General features: G+C 61.6%; 13 protein-coding genes and 2 pseudogenes. 5 read left to right on the top strand and 10 right to left on the bottom strand.

The genetic code is table 11. The features are described 5' to 3' along the window. From AWB80_RS41480 to AWB80_RS41515, 7 genes and pseudogenes are all read right to left on the bottom strand, one after another. On the bottom strand, positions 1-573 hold a 573-nt coding region (locus AWB80_RS41480; protein WP_425266944.1), incomplete at its 3' end, for a TonB-dependent receptor domain-containing protein. Between the two features lie 223 nt (positions 574-796). Further along, positions 797-1,516 (bottom strand): annotated as a pseudogene (locus tag AWB80_RS41485) (IS6 family transposase). Between the two features lie 330 nt (positions 1,517-1,846). Beyond that, positions 1,847-2,998: a CotH kinase family protein gene (locus AWB80_RS41490; protein ID WP_061180406.1), complete on the bottom strand. Its 1,152-nt coding sequence runs from the start codon at positions 2,996-2,998 to the stop codon at positions 1,847-1,849. Between the two features lie 1,037 nt (positions 2,999-4,035). Next, positions 4,036-4,170, bottom strand: coding sequence for a hypothetical protein (locus AWB80_RS45400; protein ID WP_279628701.1), 135 nt, complete (start codon positions 4,168-4,170; stop codon positions 4,036-4,038). 900 nt (positions 4,171-5,070) lie between these two features. Then, positions 5,071-5,841: a hypothetical protein gene (locus AWB80_RS41505; RefSeq protein ID WP_061180408.1), complete on the bottom strand. Its 771-nt coding sequence runs from the start codon at positions 5,839-5,841 to the stop codon at positions 5,071-5,073. A 20-nt stretch (positions 5,842-5,861) separates the two neighbouring features. Next, on the bottom strand, positions 5,862-6,341 hold the full coding sequence (locus AWB80_RS41510; protein WP_061180409.1) for a hypothetical protein: 480 nt from the start codon (positions 6,339-6,341) through the stop codon (positions 5,862-5,864). A 33-nt stretch (positions 6,342-6,374) separates the two neighbouring features. Further along, on the bottom strand, positions 6,375-7,022 hold the full coding sequence (locus tag AWB80_RS41515; protein ID WP_087132063.1) for a nitroreductase family protein: 648 nt from the start codon (positions 7,020-7,022) through the stop codon (positions 6,375-6,377). A 177-nt stretch (positions 7,023-7,199) separates the two neighbouring features. Here AWB80_RS41515 and AWB80_RS41520 point away from each other — a divergent pair, with 177 nt between their 5' ends. Beyond that, a complete protein-coding gene (locus AWB80_RS41520) occupies positions 7,200-8,066 on the top strand; it encodes an MOSC domain-containing protein (RefSeq protein WP_061180410.1) in 867 nt (288 codons plus the stop codon). Here AWB80_RS41520 and AWB80_RS41525 read toward each other — a convergent pair. Genes AWB80_RS41525 through AWB80_RS41535 form a run of 3 tightly spaced genes read right to left on the bottom strand, consistent with a single transcriptional unit; the run spans position 8,063 to position 12,595 of the window. After that, positions 8,063-9,421 (bottom strand): efflux transporter outer membrane subunit, encoded by a 1,359-nt coding sequence (locus AWB80_RS41525; protein WP_061180411.1) that lies wholly within the window; start codon positions 9,419-9,421, stop codon positions 8,063-8,065. The two genes, AWB80_RS41520 and AWB80_RS41525, sit on opposite strands and share 4 nt — an antisense overlap. A 22-nt stretch (positions 9,422-9,443) precedes the next feature. Next, positions 9,444-11,417 carry a MacB family efflux pump subunit gene (locus tag AWB80_RS41530; RefSeq protein ID WP_061180412.1) on the bottom strand — a complete coding sequence of 658 codons (1,974 nt, stop codon included), beginning with the start codon at positions 11,415-11,417 and terminating at the stop codon, positions 9,444-9,446. Further along, the gene (locus AWB80_RS41535) at positions 11,411-12,595 is read right to left on the bottom strand and encodes an efflux RND transporter periplasmic adaptor subunit (RefSeq protein WP_061180413.1); all 1,185 of its coding nucleotides are present in this window, start codon (positions 12,593-12,595) and stop codon (positions 11,411-11,413) included. Before AWB80_RS41535 ends, AWB80_RS41530 begins: the two co-directional genes overlap by 7 nt. Before the next feature lie 409 nt (positions 12,596-13,004). Between AWB80_RS41535 and AWB80_RS41540 the strand changes: the two genes are divergently transcribed. The 4 genes and pseudogenes from AWB80_RS41540 to AWB80_RS41555 form a co-directional block, all read left to right on the top strand. Then, the gene (locus AWB80_RS41540; protein WP_061180416.1) at positions 13,005-13,241 is read left to right on the top strand and encodes an MbtH family protein; all 237 of its coding nucleotides are present in this window, start codon (positions 13,005-13,007) and stop codon (positions 13,239-13,241) included. A 3-nt stretch (positions 13,242-13,244) separates the two neighbouring features. Continuing rightward, positions 13,245-14,021, top strand: a complete 777-nt coding sequence (locus tag AWB80_RS41545; RefSeq protein WP_061180414.1) for a thioesterase II family protein — start codon at positions 13,245-13,247, stop codon at positions 14,019-14,021. Beyond that, positions 14,009-14,983, top strand: a complete 975-nt coding sequence (locus AWB80_RS41550; RefSeq protein ID WP_208635768.1) for a TauD/TfdA family dioxygenase — start codon at positions 14,009-14,011, stop codon at positions 14,981-14,983. Before AWB80_RS41545 ends, AWB80_RS41550 begins: the two co-directional genes overlap by 13 nt. A 73-nt stretch (positions 14,984-15,056) precedes the next feature. Beyond that, positions 15,057-15,830 (top strand): annotated as a pseudogene (locus AWB80_RS41555) (peptide synthetase); the annotation flags it as partial.

The following is a 15,830-nucleotide window of genomic DNA, read 5'->3' on the forward strand; positions in this document are numbered from 1 at the left end:
ATGGATGATCCGGCCATTGACGCTCAGTCCCGCCACCCACGGCAGGTCGTAGTCCGCGCCGAGGTTGAAGGCGAATTCCGGCACCCCGCCCGGATCGTTGCCGTCCTGCGTGCCGCCCGCCGTGCCTGGCACCTTCGGATCATAGAAGGTCGCGCTCGCCATCATGCGAAGGCCGCGGAACACCTCGCCATAGGCGGCCAGTTCGAGCCCGCGCACGCGCGTCTTGCCGTTGTACCCGTAGATGTTCGTCATCGGATCGGTGACGGCGTTCGGTTGCGAGATCTGGAAGATCGCGGCCGACGTCATCACGCGGCCCCAGTCAGCCTTCACGCCCGCTTCGTACTGGTTCGACTTATACGGTGCGAACGCCTGTCCCGCATTCGCGGTGCCGGCCGGCGCGGTGCCGCCATTGCTCAGACCCGACGTGAAGTTGCCGTACACCGAAATATTCGACAGCGGCTTGACCACGATGCCCGCGAGCGGCGTGATCGCCTGCCGATCGATCGAGCTTTGCTGCACACCCGTGGTCGGATCGTAGTTATCCTGCCCGATCGTCTGACGGCGCGTCGGCAACGCTTCTTGTTCGATTCAATTCGTTAAGTGGACACGATCCTCCCAAGCTCTTCAGCAAAACTCAAGGTGAGTTGCCGAGCTGCTTACGAATCACTCACTTCTGAGCCTGACCAGTTCGACGTGCAAAGGACGCAAAGCCTGCCTGTAGTCTTTGTATGACATCGAACCCTTCTCACCGATGGCACCGGGCATCCCGCCGATCGTGACCTTAGCCTTGGGCATATCAACCAGCCGCAGCCGACACACTCCAGTCACGCCACGTGGCGAGATGTTCTTTCATAATGGCGCGGTGACATTTGGCATTCGTTCGATGTCTGGGTAACGCGAAGTGCTGCCGAATCGGCCGAAGCGTGAGAGGACCGTCTGAGTTCGAAGCGCGTCGTGAAAGTCCAGCATCTGATGCTCGCGCCTGCGAGTTGGCTGGGCTATTTCCGGCACGGTTGTTCACTCGCTCCGCTATGATGACGAAGACGTGCTTCACGTGGGCGAGCTCGGGAATGATCGCCTTCGCCGCTGGATAGCTGCGCAGCTGGTCGGCAAACGATCTTGCGCGGGACCGGGTTTGAACGCAGCACTCTACGTAAGAAGCGTTTTGCCGCAGCTTTGTCGCGGCGCTTTTGTAACAGCACGTTGAGTTCCACGCCATGCTCATCGACCGCGCGCCACAGCAGATACGGCTCGCCGCGCAGTTTCACGAACATCTCGTCCCGATGCCCTGTGCTGCCGCTCTTGCACCGCGTCGCTTTGGCGCATTGGGCGAATCGAGCGCCGAACTTATCGCACCAGCGACAGATCGTTTCGTACGTGACAACGACGCCACGGTCGAGCAAAAACTCCTCAATGTCGCGCAGGCTCAGGCTGAACCGGAAATATCAGTCGACCGCACAGCTGATGACGACAGCGGGAAACGGTGGCCGTGATAGAGCGAATTCGTCTTCTTCATCGCTTGATTTTACCGCCGCCTTCCCATGAACTGACAGTGCCACGCGCGCCGCTGCATCGGGCATTACCTGAACGAGTACAACCAGATCGGCTTCGTTCCAGGTTGGCCGATCAGACACCGATGAAGCATACTTCGTCACGCTGCCAGCGATAAAATCGGCAGCTTGATCGCGACAGTAATTCCGTTTAAAAACTTGCAGATCCTTTCGAACGAACTAGGCTACCTCTACGGAGCCGCCTCAAGAATGCAGGTCAAGGGGGTATAAGTTATCCCGGCAGGGAATAGGCCTCGATAGAAAAAGCTGCGCTTATGGCGCTTCGGCGCTTCAAATCAGAGATTCTCGTCGAGCCATGCGATCCGCTGCATCAGCCAGTTTTTCATGTAGTCGATCTCGCCCTGATACGAACCCGTAACGACAGGATTGGGCCACACCTGAACATCCAGGATCGGCCACCGCGTAAAGTTTCGTGGTTCCGCGCCGGTCTCCTGAAGTGCTGCGGCGCTACTGTCAATATAGGCATTCAGTGTGTCGATCTGCTGCGCCTTTTGCTGATCCCATCGGGCCCGGATTCTTGGTTCGAACGTCGGATCGATGGACTTCATCCTTGAGATCCAGATGTTATCGGCGATCCACCAGCCGAGCGCGTATTGGGCGCCGGAATAATTCACGTTGCCGGCGGCGATGTCGAAATCCCATAGCGGGCCATACTTGAGCTTGCTGCCGACATCCTTGTAGAGATAGATGCTCGAATACGCCTGTGCATCCTGATTTTTGAATATCTCATTGACGAGATACCAGTTGGTCAAGGACGCAACGTCGAAGTACTTCTCGTAACCGTTGACGGGGTCCGTAGCCGAATTCGAGTACAGGACATCTTCCGCCGTCTGAACGTACTGCTTGATGTAAGCGACCTGCGCGGGCGAGGCAGGCGAGGGCGTGTCGATGCACAGCGTGACCTGATGCGTCGTGATCCAGCAGTTGTCGTCGTCGAGACGGCCGTTGATCTCGAGGATGAAGCCCGTGTTCTCCGGCGCTGCCGTGTCGTCGGCGTTGGCGATATCGACGCGATTCTTGTCCACCCGGATCGATTCCACAAGATCGTATGCGCCCAGATACTCGCCATTGAGCGTAACCTCTACTGGGACGTCGCGTGGAGTCCACGCCATACCAAGCCGTTTGCCAAGCTCAAAGGCGCTCCGGTTGCGCAGAAGAGTCTTGTCGGCGTAGTTGGCGAGAAGCACCCAGTTCTTATCACTCGGCAGCCCGAGCAACGACGCCTTTTCGTCGAGTTTGATCCGGTAAGGCTTCTTCGGCATATCCCATGTACTGTTCCCGCGGCCGCGGATCGTGGTCCGGCCACTGAACGCGCTGGTCCCATCCGAATTTGTGATGGCGAGCGTGGCCGGGATGTAGTTTTCTTTATCGACGATGGCGGCTCCGCTGTCGGTGATGATCGAAATCGCCGGCAGTGACGGATTCACGGCGGCCGCTGGAGCGGACGCTCCGACATCGGCCGCCGGAGCGCTCGCTCCCTCCGGGTTGCTTGCAAGCGGCGCCGATGCACCCGATTCGCTAGGAGCCGACGTTGCCGACGCGCTGGAGCTTTCCGATGCAGTTCCGCCGCTTCGCGATGACGTTGACTGCCCGTCGGATGTTCCGCCGCCGCACGCGGTCAGGCAAAGCGATATGAAACACAGAGCGCATGCGTTACGGAAGTCATGGCGCGTCGAACGTGCTGCGTTGCTGGGTTCCGCTGGGAACATGCTATACCTCAGATGTTGTGCGAGATGTGTCGGAAACAAGAGCCAATGTCGATGCGTGACAACTACGTGAATATAGACCTAGCATCGTCTCACTCCAAAAATATTGCTTTTCCCACATCGAAACATGCCTTTTACCGATCTGGCAACGCGTGCCGACGCGATCGTTAAACGCGCCAAACCATATCGTCGGTGCAAGTTTGATGAGGCCATCACCCCTATGATCACCGGGCTTCTTATCCATCATGCCGCGATATCGCGGATTTCCTTCATACGCCCATTGCCGTTTCTCATGACCATTCTTGAGCAGTTATAGCGAGCCAGAAGGCACGTCACCTGGTGCCGCGAGGGCCGGAGGAAAGTTTCTCGCGCAGTCTCTTTCGCATGACCTTGCATCGGAGGATCCACTGCCATTGCAGACAGATCACGTCATGTCGTGCTCGTCGACGAGCCTTCCATCGCGCTCGTGCGGAAGTGCCGCCCAGCTTGAGTCGATGGTAACGAGAATTCAAGATGCAACGAGTGCTTCGGCGCGAGCCGAAGAAAAACGGCTCAAGAGCTGTTCGTGAGACGACGCAGGTTACGGGCTCCCCGGCGCCCCGGGGGAGAAAGAAGATGAGGCTGCGTCTATCCGCCGAGCTTCTGGAACAGTTCGGGCTCGAATCGGAGTTACAACCCCAGAGTCTTTTTGACACTCTCGCCAAAGTTACAGAATTCTCGGAAGAACGGAGGCAGATTCCCTTCTGTCTATCTGCGCCTTATAGAAGCGCTTCGATCAGTTCCTCGATCTGTTCGCCGATCGTCGTGCGCCGGACTGCCGCCGCAATCTTCAACTGCAAGTGAAGATCTTCGCGGATATTGGCGCACAATCGCACATCGCCTTGAGGAATCATTCCGGAGACCGCTTTGTTGGCCGCTGCCGTTGCTCGCGACGTCTTCTTATTGGGTGCCCTCGCATGACCTCTGGACACCGCTATTGCGTCTGCTTGAGAGCCGCCGGGGGAGCAGCAGGGCTTGATCGCTGAATGCCGGCTTGGCAAGGGGCCTCCTGCGTTTGATTATGCTCATATCCGTGCCCTAATGATCTTGCCGGTTTCGTGACAGATTTGGAGGAATTCGTCTTTTGCCCGCCTGGCGCGGCGCGTGTCGTTCCGGTCGAAGGAGAGCATAAATGCAGTCAGCATCTCCAAGCATCTAAGCATGCCGCTAGCGCGATGTGGAGCGGCTTACAGCGTTCGGGAATATTTCCCAATTGGAACGGGAAAGCCTCCCGGTGCACTAACAGCCGAGATTTTTTTGGTTGGCGATCGCGGCTACTGACGTGAACAGGCCGGTCGGAGCCAGTCCGCGATCGGTAATAAAAAAATCTGCTCTATGCTCAGGTCGCAACAATGCGCAGATGTCATCGTGCGGGTAGTTGCGATCTGAGCATAGGGGGTGGGAGCGGAACTTGCGAAAACCGAAACAATGCTACGTTGGAGACATTAGGGGGAGCCTTGCAGATTGATGCCAGGCACATGCCGGACTTCGTGGGCGACCCGCGAGGGCCATTCCTAGGTGGGTTTCTGGCAACCAATCCACCTGGTTCGGATGCGCAACGTGGAAGGAGAGAAGCTCGAGAAGCTGTGTCCGACGCTGCCCTGCGACTTCACGCGTCGAAGGACCGGCGTTTCCGGCAGCAATGTAGCCGTTCTCCGGGCTCGCCTGCGTGATTTCATATCCACGCGTGCTGCAGAGGTCTGCCAGTTGCGGAAAGAAGGCGGTGAGGCCTAGGGATTCGAGCATTCAACGGATTAACGCATAACCCGTGCTACTTGCCCACCCATAAGCGTGCCTCGTTCGATTGGATAAGGCGCGGATAGCGCCAGCATGTTAGAGCCTGGCATCGGCAGATCCAACACATGCCATCTTCCCTCGGAGCACGCGTCAAACAGATAGGTCGCATGGCCGTCGTCGAACATCACGTTTTGAAGTTCTTCCATGTCCGCGGTGATTCCCGCATGGTGCAGGCTTAGTTGTCGCACGTGGGCGCGGGTCATTGGCACTTCTTCAGTCGTTTGATGGATATCATTGCCTCGATAAGCGGCGGCTGCAGAGGCAAGTCCAATGCGCGAGCGTGACACGCCGATTACCGTCCAAAGACCGACGTGCGTAATAGCAATCGACAGGTCGCCGTGCTGGGGCGCCAGACCGAGTCTTCCATCCGCGTACTCGGCAAACTCGATCTCTGCGGCGCTTATCCCAGTCAAGCCGGACAGGATTTTCCGAAGCGAAGCACGTTCTATGGCGAAGCGTTTGCTCAGCGGCGATTTTGGAAAGCGGGCGACGCGCGCTGCCTCGATCTTGGAGAGACTTGCCATTCCGTCGATTCGCGAAACGCGTTTCCACTCGGTGCGGAGGCGCCATAGACAGACCGTTGCACTGGTGGACAGGAGCACGTCAGGCTGAGGATGAAGGTTCATCGGATGGCCGATAAAGCGGGGCGCTTCGTTTCGCCGCAAATTGCTTTCCGTCGAGTTACCGTCCGTTGCGCTGCTGGATTGCATTTCGGCAATCTGAAGCATCGTGTTTCCACTCATCTTGGTCAATGGAAATAGGTGACGCGGCGGGCCCGTTTGCTCACGATCACACCCGCGTCGAACAAGGTCACCGCGAACCAGTGAGCGATATTGGCTAGCCGATCAGTGGCGACAGCCGCAAACCAGTCCCTCAACAATGTATGAGCCGTCATTCGCTCGTTCGATTGAAAGCAGCCGATAGTCTGGAGCAGGCACGCTTCATCTCCGGAGATGTCTGGAGAGCAGCGGCATCGTATGTCCAGCGGCCGCCCGGCGGTCTTCGCAAGTTCGGACATGAACATGTCGAAGCAATGCAGACCGTTGCGACCCGATCCGCTCTCAATCAGAACATCGCGCCAGGACTCTCTGCCACGCACTGCTTCGCAGTGGGGTCGAAACCATGCACGAACCGAATCGATCACGAGTTGATCGTTCAGATCGGGATGGTGTGCCAGCGCGTCATCGAGAAGAGAGTGTTCCCGCATCTGAAGAATGCCGATACTCATTGTCGTGTTCTCACGAAGACCATTAACGAGGGGCTATGCCTCGATGCCCGTCCATTCGCGCAGATGTACACCGTGCTCGGGCCGCTTGATGCGTTTTGGCGCCGATCCCGGCGTGCCAACGAACAGAAAGCCCAGGAGCCGCTCCGAGGACTGAAAACCCAGTGCACTGCGCAGCGTCGCATCGTAGGCATCCTGGCCAGTCGCCCAGAATCCGCCATAGCCGAGTGCGTGGATCGCGTTGAGCATGTTCATCGTCGCGGCGCCTACCGAGAGCAGTTGCTCGATCTCCGGTATGTGAGATTCCGCGGATATGGCCGCGCCCAGCGCGATGATCATCGGAGCGGCGTGCGCACGGTGCCGCCGATGTTCATGCGTTTGCGGAGGTTCATCCGGCTCTCGCGCGCGCGCAACATCGACGAGTACCTGACCTAGCGCATCGCGCGCGTCGCCGCGCACGACGACGAAACGCCAGGGACGCAGACGGCCGTGGTCAGGCGCGCGCAGGGCAGCATCAACAATGAGGGAAAGCTCATCGTCGTTGGGCGCGGGCTCGATGAGCGGCCAGTGCGACTGACGAGTGAGTAAAGATTGCAGCACGGTATGGCCGTCGCACTTCGCAGCGTCAATTGCTGTAGTGGAGTGCTTCTGTTGTGTGTCCTCAGGAAACAAAACAGTGTTCATGTTCCACCTTAAGTCTCTCGGGAAAGTGAAAGGAGATCATCGAGCATTTTGTTATTAAATGCAAATCATTCGCATTTACATAAAGATTACAGTTCGTCGGAGGCCTTGCGCGACGTGGCTTGCCGAAGGAAACTGGCCGCGTGACAATCCGAGGACTTCAATCGGCAAAGCGTCCGTATGCCCCTTCTCAGCGCACTATTCGTCTATCCCGTGAAATCGTGTGGTGCGGTCTTCTTGCCCTACGCACGCGTCGAACCGCACGGGCTACCTTCGGATCGTCACTGGATGGTCATCGACGGTAATGGCACGTTCGTATCGCAACGTACTTTTCCCGTCATGGCGCGCATTCGCCCACAGCTGACCGAACGTGCGCTCGTGCTGAACGTTCACGACACTGATGCGTCGCTCGACATTCCGTATGAAGCCTCGACAGTGCGCGAGCGCGTGGCTGTGAGGGTCTGGCAGGATCGCTTCATGGCGCGTGATGAAGGCGACGCCGCGGCCCGCTGGTTTTCGGCAATCCTCGGCGCGGCCGTGCGCCTCGTTCGTTTCGACGACGACGTCACGCGCCTCGCGAGCAAAGCCTGGACGCTCGACGCCGATGCGCCGACGCAATTCGCCGATGGCTTCCCGCTGCTCGTGACGAACCAGGCTTCGCTCGACGAGCTCAACGCGCGTCTCGAAGGCAAAGGTGCACCGGCGATTCCGATGGACCGCTTTCGTCCCAACATCGTGCTGAGCGGCCTCCAGGCTTTCGAGGAGGATTTCATCGATACGCTGACGATCAACGGCGTCGTGCTGCGCATAGTGAAGCCGTGCGCGCGGTGTCCGATCACGACAGTCGATCAGGAACACGGTACGCGCGACGCGCGTTGGCCGAACGAACCTCTCGACACGTTACTCGGCTGGCGCGCGAATCCGCGCGTCGACGGTGGCCTTACGTTCGGGCAGAACGCGATCGTCGTAGAAGGCGTCGGCGGCGAATTGCGGGTTGGCGCGCACGCGGACGTCGAATATGCGTTCGCCGACGACTTCCCCGATTAGGGCGTCGCGCCCCATCCGCCGCCCAGCGCGCGATACGTCGACACTGCCGTCTGCAGCCGCGCGAGATGCAACTGCACCCGCTCGTCTTCGGCGGCGTAGAGTGTGCGTTGCGCATCGAGGACCGTGAGCGCTGTTTCCGCGCCGGCCCGATAGCGGCTTTGCGCGAGCTCGAGCGTATGGCGTGCCTCGCGCAATTCGTCGTCCTGTGCGCGTGTCTGCTCATCCGCGCCGGCGCGCGCGTTGAGCGTCCGGTCCACGTCCGCGAAAGCCGCGACGATCGCCTGCCGGTATGCCGCGAGCAGTTCTTCCTGCTGCGCGAGCGCGAGATCGTGCCCGGCAGCGAGCGCGCCCGCGTTGAAGATCGGTGCGGTCAGACCCGCGGCGACGGTATACAGCGGATTTTCGAAAAGGCGCTGGATGCGGTCTCCTCCCGTGCCCACGGAGGCAGTCAGCGTCACGGTCGGGAACATCGCCGCGCGCGCGGCGTATACGTCGGCATGTGCGGCGGCGAGTTGTGCTTCCGAGTAGGCGACATCGGGCCGGCGCGTCAGAAGCGATGAGGGCAAACCGGCATCGACGGCCGGCGCATGCAGCGCGTCGAGCGAACGCGTCGAGACGGTAAATTCTGAGGACGGGATGCCGAGCAGAGTCGCGAGCGACGCTTCGCTGTCGTTGCCCTGCTGATGGAGCGCCGCCACCGCGCGCAGTTGCGATGCCACCAGTGTGCGCTGCTGTGCGACGTCGAGCGCGGTCACGAAACCAGCACGGAATTGCGATTCGACGTTGCGCAGAATGCTGCGCGCCGTGTCCAGGTTACGTGTGGCGATCGCCTCACGCTCGCGCAGAGCGACCGTCTGCAACCATGCATTCGCAACGTCCGCCGTCAGTGTGAGCTGCACGGTCACCCGATCGAACTCTGATGCGCGCACGCGTGCTATGGCTGCATCGCTCGTTGCGCGGTTCTTGCCCCAAAAGTCGATTTCATAGCTCGCTAGCAAGCCGATGTCGAAGGCGCTGCCGCTTGGCAACGTGTCATTGACCATGAACCCGCCCTGGCGGCTCGCGTCGGCGAATCCGCTGACGTTGGGAAGCAGCGGGGCGCCCGCGATTTTTGCCGTCGCACGAGCCTGCTTCACGCGGGCTAGCGCGGCGGCGATGTCGTAATTGCCCGATTGCGCTTGCGCGATGAACCGGTCCAGTTCGTCGCTGCCGAAACCGTGCCACCAGCAGGCGGTGACCGGATCGCCGTTCGACGAACCGGACGCATAGCGATACGTCGAGGGAACCGGGACGTCGGCCGCGGGTGGTGGCGCATGGCTCAGGCATCCACCGAGCGTAGCGAAGAGGGCCAGCATGAGACATCGTTTCATCGCGCCCTCACTCGCTCGACAATGCCACGACCGGATCCAGCCGCGCTGCCTTGCGCGCAGGCATGAAACCGAAGATCAGGCCGGTGAAAAGCGCGCACGCGAAAGCGCCGAGGATCGCGCGAACGGAGAAGATGGTCGGGACGTTCGCGGCGATCAGCACTGCGCCGATCAGCACGCCGATGAGCACGCCCAAGGCCCCGCCGATGCCCGATACGAGCGTCGCTTCGGTGAGAAACTGGCGCAGGATGTCGCGTTGCCGCGCGCCTGTCGCAATGCGAATGCCGATTTCGCGCGTACGCTCTTTCACGGTCATCAACATGATGTTCATCACCCCGATGCCGCCGACGACGAGCGAGATGCCCGCGATCAGCCCGAGCATCAGCGTGAGCATGTCCTGCGTTTCGCTCTGCGCCTTCACGGAAGCCGCGCGATTGTAGATCTGGAAATCGCGCACGTGATGCGCCCGCTCCAGCGTCGCGCCGATTTGCTGTGCGGTGTCAGCGGCCAGATCGAGCTGATCGATCAGCACCGAGATCCACGACAGATGCGTCGTGCCGAGTACGCGGCGGCTGCCGGTCGAGTAGGGGACGAGCATCACGTCATCGTCATCGGCGTCGCCCGAGGTCGCACCTTTCTCTTCGAGCTCGCCGATCACGAGAAACGGCACGTTGTTCACGAGCACATGCTTGCCGACGGGATCGGCCGCGCCGAACAGCTTTTCGCGCACCCGCTTGCCGATGAGCGCCACTGCGGCGAGATCGCGCTCGTCGCCGGCGTCGAAGAACACGCCGCGTACGGGTTTCCAGTTCAGCACGCGCGAGGCTTCGGGGCTTACGGCCCACAGGCTCGTGCGGATATCGGCGTTGCCGGCGCGCAGCGTCACCTGGCCGGAGAGGAACGGCATTGCGACGGCGACGTTCGGCACGTGCGCGACGCGCTCGACGTCGGCGACATCCAGCGTGCCCCCCGGACCGCGCGCGTTGTCGCCGCCGGGCGTCACGTACATGCGGTTCGTGCCGAAGCTCGCCATCTTGGCGATGACCTCGCGCTCCGTGCCGCGCCCGATGGCGAGCATCACGATCACCGACGCCACGCCGATGATGATGCCGAGCAGCGTCAGCAAGGTGCGAAAGCGGTTATTCCACACCACGCGCCACGCGGCGCGCAGCGCTTCGTTCACGTCCGCGAACACCGATGCGGTGTGCGACGCGCCTTCGGACATCGAGGCTAGCAGCGTCTTCGTGTCGAGCACGCCGGCGCGCGCACGTTCCCCTTCGTGTTTGGCGTCATGAGCGTCCGGCGAATCGGAGACGATCTGTCCGTCACGGATCTCGATGATGCGGCGCGCCTTCGCGGCGACCTGACGGTCGTGCGTGATAAGGATGATCGTGTGGCCGGCGTCCGACAGTTCGCCGAGCAGCGCCATGACTTCCGCGCCGCTCGTGGAGTCGAGCGCACCGGTGGGCTCGTCGGCGAGCAGGATATGACCGCCGTTCATCAGCGCGCGGCCAATCGATACGCGTTGCTGCTGCCCGCCCGACAACTGATTCGGCCGGTGATCGAGACGCTCGCCGAGCCCCAGCCGCGAAAGCAGTTCCGTCGCCCGCGCGCGGCGCGCTTGCGGACCCATGCCGGAATAGATCGCGGGAACCTCGACGTTCTCGCGCGCCGATTCCGTCGCGATCAGGTTGTAGCCCTGGAACACGAAGCCGAACGCTTCACGGCGCAGCCATGCGAGTTCGTCGGCATTGAAGCTCGTCACGTCCTGGCCGGCGAAACGATAGCGCCCGGACGAGGGGCGGTCGAGGCAGCCGAGGATATGCATGAGCGTCGACTTGCCCGAACCGGACGCGCCGACGATCGCAACGAATTCGCCAGCCCCGATCGACAGCGACACGCCGCGCAACACGTTCACGGGCGGCTCACCGGCGCCGCCATACGACTTGCGCACGTCGCCCAGTTCGATCAGCGGCGTCACCATTGGAACTTGCCTTCGGCGGCGCGCACGCGCCGTATGCCGGTGACGAGGCGGTCGCCCGGCGCTAGACCCGAGCGCACTTCCGCGTTCAGGCGATCGCGCACGCCGACGCGAATCTGCCGCGTGACCGGACGGCCGTCGTCGAACACTTGTGCCGTGAAAAGATCGTTCGATCCCGCGACGGGCGTGATCGCCGACAAGGGCGCGATCAGCACGTCATGCGCCTGTTGATCGACGAAGAAGACCTGGGCGCTCATTTGCGGCATCAGTTGATTGCCCTGGTTTCGCACGTCGAAAAGCACGGTATATAGCACGACCTTGCCGGTGTTGATCGCATTGGCCGCAGGCGCGGCCTGTTGGTCGTTCGACGGCATGACCGCGTTCGGCGGCGCGGGCAGGATCTGCCGCACCGTGCTCGCCCAGCGACGATTGTCGGCGCCCAGCGTCGTGAAATAAACGGACATTCCGGATTTCACTTTTAAGACGTCGGCCTCGGAGACCTGCGTCCAGACGGTCATGGTCGAGAGATCGGCGATGCGCAGGATGATCGGCGTCTGATACGTCGCGTTGAGCGTCTGGCCCTCGCGCGCATCGAGCGTGACGATGGTGCCCGACATAGGCGCATAAATCTTCGTGTAGCCGAGCTGCGCTTCATCTCCTGATAGCGTGGCGCGCGCGCCTTCGATTTCTGCGCGCAGATCGTCCAGGGTCGCGCGCGACGATTGCAGCGCGGCATATGCGCTTTGCAGGTCTTCTTCGCGCGTGGAACCTTCGCTCATCATGCGCCGCTGGCGCTCGTATTGATGCTGGGCAAAAGCGAGCTTCGCCTCTTCGCCCGCGAGCCTCGCGCGCAGGCTCGTGAGCGCGGCGCGGTCCACATCGTATTTGGCCTGCTGCACACTCGGATCGATCTCGACGAGCAGTTGCCCTTTTTTCACGATATCGCCCGGTTGCACGGTGATGTGCCGAATCTCTCCTGACGCTTGCGAGCCGATGTCCACATAGCTATGCGGTTGCAGCGTGCCCAGGGCGGCGACGCTCGATTCGATGTCGCCTCGCGCGAGCGTTATGGTGTCGATTTGCTCGGTTGTCCGAAATAGAAGCGCCCAGAACACGAGGGCGAGGCAGCATGCGGCGAGCAGTAGAACAAGCCGAAGGGATCCGCGTGGCAGGCGTCTCATTGAGCGTTCGAATGTTGGGATGATCGACGGGCTTGCGTTGCGCGGAGAAGCAAGGCCGTCTCTGACCCTGCGCCGTCGGCCGCTGAGTATAAACAATTCTCATTCAGCGGAAAACAGGGCGATGCACCAAGGCTTCCACATGCCAAACCCGAACGTTCGGATCATGTGGATTGGCGCGGCTTTACCCGCTCGAATGGAAATCGATTTCCCACAAAATGTCTTGACAATCGACTGCCCGAGAACTAACTTTCGTCGTCGAAATAGGAACCATTCTCGTTTACAAATCGTAAGCTTTTCTAAAGGTTCTCGCGACTGCCGGTCTTCGCAGTCCGTGGGATCCGGGCTTTCACGGTGTTGCCACGAACTTGAATGAGTCTCAATCCGAAAAGCCATTTTTATGGAGCAGGCGATGAGCTGGGGCGATGACAACACGGTCTTCCACGTCGTGGTGAACGATGAAGAGCAGTACTCGATCTGGCCGGACTTCAAGGCGATTCCGCCGGGCTGGCGGGAGGCGGGCAAGTCCGGGAAGAAGGAGGAATGTCTCGCCTGGATCGATACGGTCTGGACCGACATGCGCCCGTTGAGCCTGCGCAGGCAGATGGCGGAAGGCGCATCGTCGCAGCCTTCGCAAGTGGGCAACTGAACGATGACCGCTGTCGTCGACTGCACGCGTGCCACGCCGGTGTCACTGATCTGCCTGCCGCATGCGGGCGGGAATGCCTTGCTGTACCGGCGCTGGTCGCCAGGTCTCGCGCCGTGTGCACGCGTCTTCGCGCATGAATTGCCCGGCCATGGCGCGCGGCGTGCGCTCGCACCGCTTACGCGCTGGCCCGAGTTGACCGACGCACTCGCGACGCACGTTCTGTCGGAGGTCGATGCAAACGTTCCCTACGCAGTGATGGGCCACAGCATGGGCGCGCTGGCCGGTATCGAAATGATTCGCGAGATCGAGCGACGCACCGGCAGGCAGCCCGTGTGGTTCGGCGTGTCGGCATGCATTGCGCCGTCGCGGCGTGTGCACGAAGCGCACTGGCTCACGTGTTCACGCGAAGCAATGGTCGCGCAACTGCGCAAGTTGGGCGGCACGCATGAGGCCTTGCTCGACGATCGCGAGTTCGTCGACTTCATGCTGCCGGTGCTGCGCGCGGACTTTCATCTGTGCGGCACGTATCCCGCGCAGGCGCGCGCCAAACGGCTTTCCTGTCCGATCGACGTTTTCATCGGCCGGGACGACAGCGCGACGGCGAATCGCGACGACGTCGCCGCGTGGGCGCAGGAGACGCGCGGACGCTGCACGGTGCATCGCTTCGACGGCGGACATTTCTTCATTGACGAGCAACTGAGCGGCGTGCTGTCAATCGTGAAGGCATCGCTTGCCGACGCGAGCGCCACGCACGCCGTATGCGAACCATGGACGCATTGATCAACCCAACCGAGCACGCCTTGCACGAGCGCGTGATCGAAAGCAACGGCACGCGCGTGCTGGAGTTTCGGCCGAAGGACGGCGGCGCGCTGGACGCGTTCATGCCCGCGTTGCCGGCGCGCATCGAGCGCGGCATGTGCGAATACGGCGGCGTGCTGCTGCGCGGCTTCGATGCGCTCGGCGCGAATGGCCTCGATGGCTTCGCGTCGCGCTTCGGGCAGACGCTGCACGCCTACGAGTTCGGCTCGACGCCGCGCAGCAAGATCGGCAAGGGCGTGTTCTCTTCGACGGAATATCCCGCGGATCAATGGATCGATCAGCATAACGAGCAGTCGTACACGCGGCGCTGGCCCGCATCGATCTTTTTCTACTGCGAGATCGCGGCGGAAGAAAACGGCGCGACGCCCGTGGCCGATAGCCGCGTCGTGCTCGAACGGCTCGATCCCGCGTTGCGGCGGCGCTTCGCCGAGCGTCGGGTCATGTACGTGCGCAACTATGGCAACGGACTCGACGTGCCGTGGGAGCAGGTATTCGGCACCGACGATCGCGCCGAAGTGGAGCGCTATTGCCGCGCGAACGACATCGCGTACGAATGGCTCGACGACGGCGAAGCGTTGCGCACGCGCCAGGTGTGCCAGTCGGAATGGCGCCATCCGCTGACGGGCGAGACGGTGTGGTTCAACCAGGCGCATCTCTTTCACGTATCGAACCTGCCCGCCGACGTGCGCGAAGCGCTGCTCGACGTCGTCGACGAAGACCGGCTGCCGCGCAACACGTATTTCGGCGACGGCACGCCGATCGACACGGCGATGCTCGACGAAATCCGCGCCGTGTACCGCGACACCATGCTCGCGTTCCCGTGGCAGCCAGGCGATCTGCTCGCGCTCGACAACGTGCTCATGTCGCACGGGCGCGCGCCGTTCAAGGGCAAGCGCCGCGTGCTCGTCGCCATGACGGGCTGAAGGCGGCGACGCTCACGCAAAGGGCTCGCGCCCGAGCCGCAAGAAACTCACACAAGCAAAGGACATCACCATCATGACGCTGGCCGTGCCACCGCTTTTCGATTTCTCGTCCTTCGACGGGCAGAGCGAGCACTATCTCTCGCTCATCAAACAGTTCGCCGCTGCCACGCCGTTTCGCAGCGCGACGGTGGACGAACTCGTGCTCGACGGCGATTATCATCGCCGGCCGCTTCGACCCGAGGACTTCGAATTCCTCAAGTTCAGAAAGCCCGTGCGCAGCCACAACGTGAGCCGCCTGCCGGCGCTCGCATCGAACCGCACGCTGATTTCGATCTACGAGCTCGATGTCGCGCGCCTGCCGAAGACGCCGGACGCCGGCGAGTGGGCGCGCTACATCGATTTCTATCGCGACGACACGCGCGCGCTCGGCGCGCAGATCGCGCCGTTCCTCGAAGCCTATGCGTTCGAGCATCTCGCGCTCGACGTCGATGCCGCAGAAAGCGTCGATGCGGGGGCGGCGCGTCTCGCGCGCATCGTCGATGACGAAAGCGCCTTCTGGGAAGCGAGCTTCGCGCGCCTCATGCGCAACGAATATCTTGAAGAGGGCTTGCGCTTCATCATGGTTCAGCGCTGGTCGCTCGCGGTGTCGAAGCGCCGCGCGCTCGCGCGTGCGAACGCGAGCGGGCTCATGGACTTCGTGCCCGCCGATGCCCGCCCGGCGCTCGATGGCGACCTGCCCGACGACGCCTTGCTTGCGCGCATCGCGGGTTTCGTCGGTCTCACGCGCGAGCAGCACGCGTACTGGCAGTTCTATCTGCCGACGAGCCTCGCCAAGTGCAATCTGCTC

The organism is Caballeronia pedi, assembly GCF_001544915.2.
GTDB lineage: Bacteria > Pseudomonadota > Gammaproteobacteria > Burkholderiales > Burkholderiaceae > Caballeronia > Caballeronia pedi.

What these genes read in the sequence shown, in the direction of transcription:
- AWB80_RS45400 (WP_279628701.1), bottom strand. Translation starts at nt 4,170, where the DNA reads ATGATTCCTCAAGGCGATGTGCGATTGTGCGCCAATATCCGCGAAGAT.
- AWB80_RS41505 (WP_061180408.1), bottom strand. Translation starts at nt 5,841, where the DNA reads ATGCTTCAGATTGCCGAAATGCAATCCAGCAGCGCAACGGACGGTAAC.
- AWB80_RS41510 (WP_061180409.1), bottom strand. Translation starts at nt 6,341, where the DNA reads ATGAGTATCGGCATTCTTCAGATGCGGGAACACTCTCTTCTCGATGAC.
- AWB80_RS41515 (WP_087132063.1), bottom strand. Translation starts at nt 7,022, where the DNA reads ATGAACACTGTTTTGTTTCCTGAGGACACACAACAGAAGCACTCCACT.
- AWB80_RS41520 (WP_061180410.1), top strand. Translation starts at nt 7,200, where the DNA reads ATGCCCCTTCTCAGCGCACTATTCGTCTATCCCGTGAAATCGTGTGGT.
- AWB80_RS41525 (WP_061180411.1), bottom strand. Translation starts at nt 9,421, where the DNA reads ATGCTGGCCCTCTTCGCTACGCTCGGTGGATGCCTGAGCCATGCGCCA.
- AWB80_RS41530 (WP_061180412.1), bottom strand. Translation starts at nt 11,417, where the DNA reads ATGGTGACGCCGCTGATCGAACTGGGCGACGTGCGCAAGTCGTATGGC.
- AWB80_RS41535 (WP_061180413.1), bottom strand. Translation starts at nt 12,595, where the DNA reads ATGAGACGCCTGCCACGCGGATCCCTTCGGCTTGTTCTACTGCTCGCC.
- AWB80_RS41540 (WP_061180416.1), top strand. Translation starts at nt 13,005, where the DNA reads ATGAGCTGGGGCGATGACAACACGGTCTTCCACGTCGTGGTGAACGAT.
- AWB80_RS41545 (WP_061180414.1), top strand. Translation starts at nt 13,245, where the DNA reads ATGACCGCTGTCGTCGACTGCACGCGTGCCACGCCGGTGTCACTGATC.
- AWB80_RS41550 (WP_208635768.1), top strand. Translation starts at nt 14,009, where the DNA reads ATGGACGCATTGATCAACCCAACCGAGCACGCCTTGCACGAGCGCGTG.